Source organism: Phaeobacter italicus (assembly GCF_001258055.1).
GTDB classification, from domain to species: Bacteria; Pseudomonadota; Alphaproteobacteria; order Rhodobacterales; family Rhodobacteraceae; genus Phaeobacter; species Phaeobacter italicus.
Genome location: NZ_CVRM01000024.1, coordinates 1 through 5,441 on the forward strand (window position 1 = coordinate 1; position 5,441 = coordinate 5,441).

The following is a 5,441-nucleotide window of genomic DNA, read 5'->3' on the forward strand; positions in this document are numbered from 1 at the left end:
AGCGTGGATTACTATCTGAGTCCGATGCTGTTCAACCACTAATAGGTAAGAAATCATGAGTCAAGTTACTGAACAATCCGTACGTTTCCAGACCGCTTTGGCCTCTATTAAGCTCATTCAGGCTTCTGCCGTTTTGGATTTAACCGAAGATGATTTCGATTTTCTGACGAGTAACAAAGTTTGGATTGCTACTGACCGCTCTCGTGCTCGTCGCTGCGTTGAGGCTTGCGTTTATGGTACGCTGGACTTTGTAGGATACCCTCGCTTTCCTGCTCCTGTTGAGTTTATTGCTGCCGTCATTGCTTATTATGTTCATCCCGTCAACATTCAAACGGCCTGTCTCATCATGGAAGGCGCTGAATTTACGGAAAACATTATTAATGGCGTCGAGCGTCCGGTTAAAGCCGCTGAATTGTTCGCGTTTACCTTGCGTGTACGCGCAGGAAACACTGACGTTCTTACTGACGCAGAAGAAAACGTGCGTCAAAAATTACGTGCAGAAGGAGTGATGTAATGTCTAAAGGTAAAAAACGTTCTGGCGCTCGCCCTGGTCGTCCGCAGCCGTTGCGAGGTACTAAAGGCAAGCGTAAAGGCGCTCGTCTTTGGTATGTAGGTGGTCAACAATTTTAATTGCAGGGGCTTCGGCCCCTTACTTGAGGATAAATTATGTCTAATATTCAAACTGGCGCCGAGCGTATGCCGCATGACCTTTCCCATCTTGGCTTCCTTGCTGGTCAGATTGGTCGTCTTATTACCATTTCAACTACTCCGGTTATCGCTGGCGACTCCTTCGAGATGGACGCCGTTGGCGCTCTCCGTCTTTCTCCATTGCGTCGTGGCCTTGCTATTGACTCTACTGTAGACATTTTTACTTTTTATGTCCCTCATCGTCACGTTTATGGTGAACAGTGGATTAAGTTCATGAAGGATGGTGTTAATGCCACTCCTCTCCCGACTGTTAACACTACTGGTTATATTGACCATGCCGCTTTTCTTGGCACGATTAACCCTGATACCAATAAAATCCCTAAGCATTTGTTTCAGGGTTATTTGAATATCTATAACAACTATTTTAAAGCGCCGTGGATGCCTGACCGTACCGAGGCTAACCCTAATGAGCTTAATCAAGATGATGCTCGTTATGGTTTCCGTTGCTGCCATCTCAAAAACATTTGGACTGCTCCGCTTCCTCCTGAGACTGAGCTTTCTCGCCAAATGACGACTTCTACCACATCTATTGACATTATGGGTCTGCAAGCTGCTTATGCTAATTTGCATACTGACCAAGAACGTGATTACTTCATGCAGCGTTACCATGATGTTATTTCTTCATTTGGAGGTAAAACCTCTTATGACGCTGACAACCGTCCTTTACTTGTCATGCGCTCTAATCTCTGGGCATCTGGCTATGATGTTGATGGAACTGACCAAACGTCGTTAGGCCAGTTTTCTGGTCGTGTTCAACAGACCTATAAACATTCTGTGCCGCGTTTCTTTGTTCCTGAGCATGGCACTATGTTTACTCTTGCGCTTGTTCGTTTTCCGCCTACTGCGACTAAAGAGATTCAGTACCTTAACGCTAAAGGTGCTTTGACTTATACCGATATTGCTGGCGACCCTGTTTTGTATGGCAACTTGCCGCCGCGTGAAATTTCTATGAAGGATGTTTTCCGTTCTGGTGATTCGTCTAAGAAGTTTAAGATTGCTGAGGGTCAGTGGTATCGTTATGCGCCTTCGTATGTTTCTCCTGCTTATCACCTTCTTGAAGGCTTCCCATTCATTCAGGAACCGCCTTCTGGTGATTTGCAAGAACGCGTACTTATTCGCCACCATGATTATGACCAGTGTTTCCAGTCCGTTCAGTTGTTGCAGTGGAATAGTCAGGTTAAATTTAATGTGACCGTTTATCGCAATCTGCCGACCACTCGCGATTCAATCATGACTTCGTGATAAAAGATTGAGTGTGAGGTTATAACGCCGAAGCGGTAAAAATTTTAATTTTTGCCGCTGAGGGGTTGACCAAGCGAAGCGCGGTAGGTTTTCTGCTTAGGAGTTTAATCATGTTTCAGACTTTTATTTCTCGCCATAATTCAAACTTTTTTTCTGATAAGCTGGTTCTCACTTCTGTTACTCCAGCTTCTTCGGCACCTGTTTTACAGACACCTAAAGCTACATCGTCAACGTTATATTTTGATAGTTTGACGGTTAATGCTGGTAATGGTGGTTTTCTTCATTGCATTCAGATGGATACATCTGTCAACGCCGCTAATCAGGTTGTTTCTGTTGGTGCTGATATTGCTTTTGATGCCGACCCTAAATTTTTTGCCTGTTTGGTTCGCTTTGAGTCTTCTTCGGTTCCGACTACCCTCCCGACTGCCTATGATGTTTATCCTTTGGATGGTCGCCATGATGGTGGTTATTATACCGTCAAGGACTGTGTGACTATTGACGTCCTTCCCCGTACGCCGGGCAATAATGTTTATGTTGGTTTCATGGTTTGGTCTAACTTTACCGCTACTAAATGCCGCGGATTGGTTTCGCTGAATCAGGTTATTAAAGAGATTATTTGTCTCCAGCCACTTAAGTGAGGTGATTTATGTTTGGTGCTATTGCTGGCGGTATTGCTTCTGCTCTTGCTGGTGGCGCCATGTCTAAATTGTTTGGAGGCGGTCAAAAAGCCGCCTCCGGTGGCATTCAAGGTGATGTGCTTGCTACCGATAACAATACTGTAGGCATGGGTGATGCTGGTATTAAATCTGCCATTCAAGGCTCTAATGTTCCTAACCCTGATGAGGCCGTCCCTAGTTTTGTTTCTGGTGCTATGGCTAAAGCTGGTAAAGGACTTCTTGAAGGTACGTTGCAGGCTGGCACTTCTGCCGTTTCTGATAAGTTGCTTGATTTGGTTGGACTTGGTGGCAAGTCTGCCGCTGATAAAGGAAAGGATACTCGTGATTATCTTGCTGCTGCATTTCCTGAGCTTAATGCTTGGGAGCGTGCTGGTGCTGATGCTTCCTCTGCTGGTATGGTTGACGCCGGATTTGAGAATCAAAAAGAGCTTACTAAAATGCAACTGGACAATCAGAAAGAGATTGCCGAGATGCAAAATGAGACTCAAAAAGAGATTGCTGGCATTCAGTCGGCGACTTCACGCCAGAATACGAAAGACCAGGTATATGCACAAAATGAGATGCTTGCTTATCAACAGAAGGAGTCTACTGCTCGCGTTGCGTCTATTATGGAAAACACCAATCTTTCCAAGCAACAGCAGGTTTCCGAGATTATGCGCCAAATGCTTACTCAAGCTCAAACGGCTGGTCAGTATTTTACCAATGACCAAATCAAAGAAATGACTCGCAAGGTTAGTGCTGAGGTTGACTTAGTTCATCAGCAAACGCAGAATCAGCGGTATGGCTCTTCTCATATTGGCGCTACTGCAAAGGATATTTCTAATGTCGTCACTGATGCTGCTTCTGGTGTGGTTGATATTTTTCATGGTATTGATAAAGCTGTTGCCGATACTTGGAACAATTTCTGGAAAGACGGTAAAGCTGATGGTATTGGCTCTAATTTGTCTAGGAAATAACCGTCAGGATTGACACCCTCCCAATTGTATGTTTTCATGCCTCCAAATCTTGGAGGCTTTTTTATGGTTCGTTCTTATTACCCTTCTGAATGTCACGCTGATTATTTTGACTTTGAGCGTATCGAGGCTCTTAAACCTGCTATTGAGGCTTGTGGCATTTCTACTCTTTCTCAATCCCCAATGCTTGGCTTCCATAAGCAGATGGATAACCGCATCAAGCTCTTGGAAGAGATTCTGTCTTTTCGTATGCAGGGCGTTGAGTTCGATAATGGTGATATGTATGTTGACGGCCATAAGGCTGCTTCTGACGTTCGTGATGAGTTTGTATCTGTTACTGAGAAGTTAATGGATGAATTGGCACAATGCTACAATGTGCTCCCCCAACTTGATATTAATAACACTATAGACCACCGCCCCGAAGGGGACGAAAAATGGTTTTTAGAGAACGAGAAGACGGTTACGCAGTTTTGCCGCAAGCTGGCTGCTGAACGCCCTCTTAAGGATATTCGCGATGAGTATAATTACCCCAAAAAGAAAGGTATTAAGGATGAGTGTTCAAGATTGCTGGAGGCCTCCACTATGAAATCGCGTAGAGGCTTTGCTATTCAGCGTTTGATGAATGCAATGCGACAGGCTCATGCTGATGGTTGGTTTATCGTTTTTGACACTCTCACGTTGGCTGACGACCGATTAGAGGCGTTTTATGATAATCCCAATGCTTTGCGTGACTATTTTCGTGATATTGGTCGTATGGTTCTTGCTGCCGAGGGTCGCAAGGCTAATGATTCACACGCCGACTGCTATCAGTATTTTTGTGTGCCTGAGTATGGTACAGCTAATGGCCGTCTTCATTTCCATGCGGTGCACTTTATGCGGACACTTCCTACAGGTAGCGTTGACCCTAATTTTGGTCGTCGGGTACGCAATCGCCGCCAGTTAAATAGCTTGCAAAATACGTGGCCTTATGGTTACAGTATGCCCATCGCAGTTCGCTACACGCAGGACGCTTTTTCACGTTCTGGTTGGTTGTGGCCTGTTGATGCTAAAGGTGAGCCGCTTAAAGCTACCAGTTATATGGCTGTTGGTTTCTATGTGGCTAAATACGTTAACAAAAAGTCAGATATGGACCTTGCTGCTAAAGGTCTAGGAGCTAAAGAATGGAACAACTCACTAAAAACCAAGCTGTCGCTACTTCCCAAGAAGCTGTTCAGAATCAGAATGAGCCGCAACTTCGGGATGAAAATGCTCACAATGACAAATCTGTCCACGGAGTGCTTAATCCAACTTACCAAGCTGGGTTACGACGCGACGCCGTTCAACCAGATATTGAAGCAGAACGCAAAAAGAGAGATGAGATTGAGGCTGGGAAAAGTTACTGTAGCCGACGTTTTGGCGGCGCAACCTGTGACGACAAATCTGCTCAAATTTATGCGCGCTTCGATAAAAATGATTGGCGTATCCAACCTGCAGAGTTTTATCGCTTCCATGACGCAGAAGTTAACACTTTCGGATATTTCTGATGAGTCGAAAAATTATCTTGATAAAGCAGGAATTACTACTGCTTGTTTACGAATTAAATCGAAGTGGACTGCTGGCGGAAAATGAGAAAATTCGACCTATCCTTGCGCAGCTCGAGAAGCTCTTACTTTGCGACCTTTCGCCATCAACTAACGATTCTGTCAAAAACTGACGCGTTGGATGAGGAGAAGTGGCTTAATATGCTTGGCACGTTCGTCAAGGACTGGTTTAGATATGAGTCACATTTTGTTCATGGTAGAGATTCTCTTGTTGACATTTTAAAAGAGCGTGGATTACTATCTGAGTCCGATGCTGTTCAACCACTAATAGGTAAGAAATC

At 44.7% G+C, this 5,441-nt stretch carries 8 protein-coding genes; all 8 read left to right on the forward strand.

Going from position 1 to position 5,441, the window contains the following annotated elements:
• Nucleotides 1-55: 55 nt before the first annotated feature.
• Nucleotides 56-514 (forward strand): scaffolding protein D, encoded by a 459-nt coding sequence (locus tag NIT7645_RS19905; protein WP_000084700.1) that lies wholly within the window; start codon nt 56-58, stop codon nt 512-514.
• The gene (locus tag NIT7645_RS19910) at nt 514-630 is read left to right on the forward strand and encodes a phage DNA packaging protein J (RefSeq protein ID WP_000033471.1); all 117 of its coding nucleotides are present in this window, start codon (nt 514-516) and stop codon (nt 628-630) included. The genes NIT7645_RS19905 and NIT7645_RS19910 overlap by 1 nt, the downstream gene beginning before the upstream one ends.
• A gap of 36 nt (nt 631-666) precedes the next feature.
• The gene (locus NIT7645_RS19915; protein WP_000065572.1) at nt 667-1,950 is read left to right on the forward strand and encodes a major capsid protein; all 1,284 of its coding nucleotides are present in this window, start codon (nt 667-669) and stop codon (nt 1,948-1,950) included.
• Nucleotides 1,951-2,060: 110 nt separating this feature from the next.
• A complete protein-coding gene (locus NIT7645_RS19920; protein ID WP_000487867.1) occupies nt 2,061-2,588 on the forward strand; it encodes a hypothetical protein in 528 nt (175 codons plus the stop codon).
• Nucleotides 2,589-2,596: 8 nt separating this feature from the next.
• On the forward strand, nt 2,597-3,583 hold the full coding sequence (locus tag NIT7645_RS19925) for a Minor spike protein (protein WP_000466547.1): 987 nt from the start codon (nt 2,597-2,599) through the stop codon (nt 3,581-3,583).
• A 63-nt stretch (nt 3,584-3,646) separates the two neighbouring features.
• Nucleotides 3,647-5,188 (forward strand): replication endonuclease, encoded by a 1,542-nt coding sequence (locus tag NIT7645_RS19930; protein WP_000252566.1) that lies wholly within the window; start codon nt 3,647-3,649, stop codon nt 5,186-5,188.
• Nucleotides 5,121-5,273: a hypothetical protein gene (locus NIT7645_RS19935; RefSeq protein ID WP_435988044.1), complete on the forward strand. Its 153-nt coding sequence runs from the start codon at nt 5,121-5,123 to the stop codon at nt 5,271-5,273. The genes NIT7645_RS19930 and NIT7645_RS19935 overlap by 68 nt, the downstream gene beginning before the upstream one ends.
• Nucleotides 5,206-5,441, forward strand: a 236-nt coding sequence (locus NIT7645_RS19940) for a phage DNA packaging protein C (RefSeq protein WP_016670801.1), incomplete at its 3' end; no start/stop codon positions are given. The genes NIT7645_RS19935 and NIT7645_RS19940, both read left to right, overlap by 68 nt.